Source organism: Amycolatopsis sp. SID8362 (assembly GCF_010550475.1).
Classification (GTDB): Bacteria; Actinomycetota; Actinomycetes; order Mycobacteriales; family Pseudonocardiaceae; genus Amycolatopsis; species Amycolatopsis eburnea.
Map to the genome: position 1 here is coordinate 1 of NZ_JAAGNB010001589.1, position 1,995 is coordinate 1,995.

The 1,995-nt window shown below is 73.4% G+C and carries 3 protein-coding genes; 2 read left to right on the plus strand and 1 reads right to left on the minus strand.

Translation table 11 applies throughout. From position 1 onward, the window contains the following. A partial coding sequence (locus G3I65_RS48920) for a YafY family protein (RefSeq protein ID WP_160702444.1) occupies nucleotides 1–235 on the minus strand: 235 nt, incomplete at its 3' end. A 62-nt stretch (nucleotides 236–297) separates the two neighbouring features. Here G3I65_RS48920 and G3I65_RS48925 point away from each other — a divergent pair. After that, nucleotides 298–1,422, plus strand: coding sequence for an epoxide hydrolase family protein (locus G3I65_RS48925; RefSeq protein ID WP_166641534.1), 1,125 nt, complete (start codon nucleotides 298–300; stop codon nucleotides 1,420–1,422). 78 nt (nucleotides 1,423–1,500) lie between these two features. Continuing rightward, nucleotides 1,501–1,995, plus strand: a 495-nt coding sequence (locus G3I65_RS48930; RefSeq protein ID WP_309236052.1) for a BTAD domain-containing putative transcriptional regulator, incomplete at its 3' end; no start/stop codon positions are given.

Here is a 1,995-nt window from a genome sequence, read left to right on the forward strand (position 1 = left end):
CTTCGTCGTCGTCCAGCAGCAACGGCGGCAGCTGCGCGCCGGCGCCGAGCCGGTAGCCGCCCTGGACGCCGGGGGCGGCTTCGACCGGGTAGCCGAGTTCGCGCAGCTTGCCGACGTCGGTGCGGACGGTGCGCGCGCTGACGCCGAGCCGCTCGGCCAGGTCGGCGCCGGTCCAGTCGCGCCGGGTCTCGAGCAGCGACAGGAGCCGGAGCAGGCGGGCGGAGGTCTGCAACATTTTCCGAGTCTCGCACGAATTGCGGAAGGAAGTCTTCCGCAATGGCTCATAGCGTGCTGCCCATGACGAACGAAATCCGCACCTTCCGCATCGACGTCCCGCAGGCCGAGCTGGCCGACCTGCACCACCGCCTGGCCACCGCCCGGTTCGCCGGCCCCGTGCCCGGCGACGAGCCGGACTGGTCCCGCGGCATGCCCACCGAGGCCGTCCGAGAGCTGGCCGGGTACTGGCGCGACGGCTTCGACTGGCGTGCGCAGGAAGCGGCGCTCAACGCGTTCCCGCAGTTCACGACCGAGATCGACGGGCAGGTCATCCACTTCCTGCACGTCCGCTCGCCGCGGGCCGACGCGGTGCCGCTGCTGCTCACCCACGGCTACCCCAGCTCGTTCACCGAGTTCCTCGACGTCATCGGTCCGCTCGCCGACGACGGGCCGGACGCCTTCCACGTCGTCGTCCCGTCGCTGCCCGGGTTCGGGTTCTCGACGCCGCTGAGCGGCCCCGGCTGGGAGCTGGCCAGGACGACGGACGCGTTCGCGGAGCTGATGACGCGCCTGGGCTACGACCGCTTCGCCGCGCAGGGCGGCGACATCGGCGCCGGCGTGACCGGGCGGCTCGCCGCGTTGTACCCGGAGCGCGTCATCGGCACGCACGTCAGCAGCGACCGCGGGACGATCGCGCTGGCGGGGGAGCAGCTTCCCTTGCCGGAGAACCTGTCGCCCGCCGAACAGTCCGAATTGGACGCCGCGCGCGCGGCGTGGCAGGCCGGGCGCGGCTACCTGGACCTCCAGTCCCACAAGCCCGAGACGATCGCGGCCGCGCTCACCGACTCCCCGGTCGGCCAGCTGGCTTGGATCGCCGAGAAGTTCCAGGCGTGGACCGGCGACGGCGTCGACCGCGACCGGCTGCTGACCAACGTGAGCCTCTACTGGTTCACTCGCAGCGGCGCGTCCGCGGCCCGGTTCCTGTACGAGGCCGCGCATTCCGGGCACGGCTGGCTGGCGCCGTCGGACGTCCCGGCGGGCTGGGCGGTGTTCAACTCCTCGCCGGTGGTCCGGCGGATCATGGACCCGGAGGAGAAGATCGCGCACTGGTCGGAGTTCGCCGCCGGCGGCCACTTCGCCGCGCTGGAAGAGCCGGAGCTGCTCGTGGCCGACATCCGCGCGTTCTTCCGGAGCCTGCGCCCGTGAACCGGGTCGTGAGTGGCAAGTAGGGTTCTAACCCGACTCGCCACTCACGACCGGCGTGCGTAGGCCAGAATCGGCGGTGTGCAGTTCGCCATCCTCGGGCCGGTCGAAGCCCGCCGTCCCGATGGGACGCCCGTCGCGCTCGGCGGGCCGCAACTGCGTGGGCTGCTCGCCCTGCTGGCGCTCGACGCCGGGCGGGTCGTCGGGGCCGATCGGCTGATCGACGGGCTGCACGGCGACCACCCGCCCGAGGGCGCCGCCGAGGCGCTGCAGTCCCAGGTCTCGCGCCTGCGCAAGCGGCTCAAGGACGGTGGCGCGCCGGACGGGCTCGTCGAGTTCAGCCCCGCCGGGTACCGGCTGGCCGTCGACCCGCAGGACGTCGACCTCCACCGCTTCGAGCGGCTCACCGCGCGGGCGCGGGAAACCGCCGAGCCGGAAGCGAAACTCGCGCTCTTCACCGAAGCGCTCGCGCTCTGGCGGGGTCCCGCGCTCGACGGGCTCGCCGACCCGCCGCGCGCGGCCCGGCTGGCCGAGCTGCGGCTGGCCGCGATCGAGGACCGCGTCGACGCCGGGCTC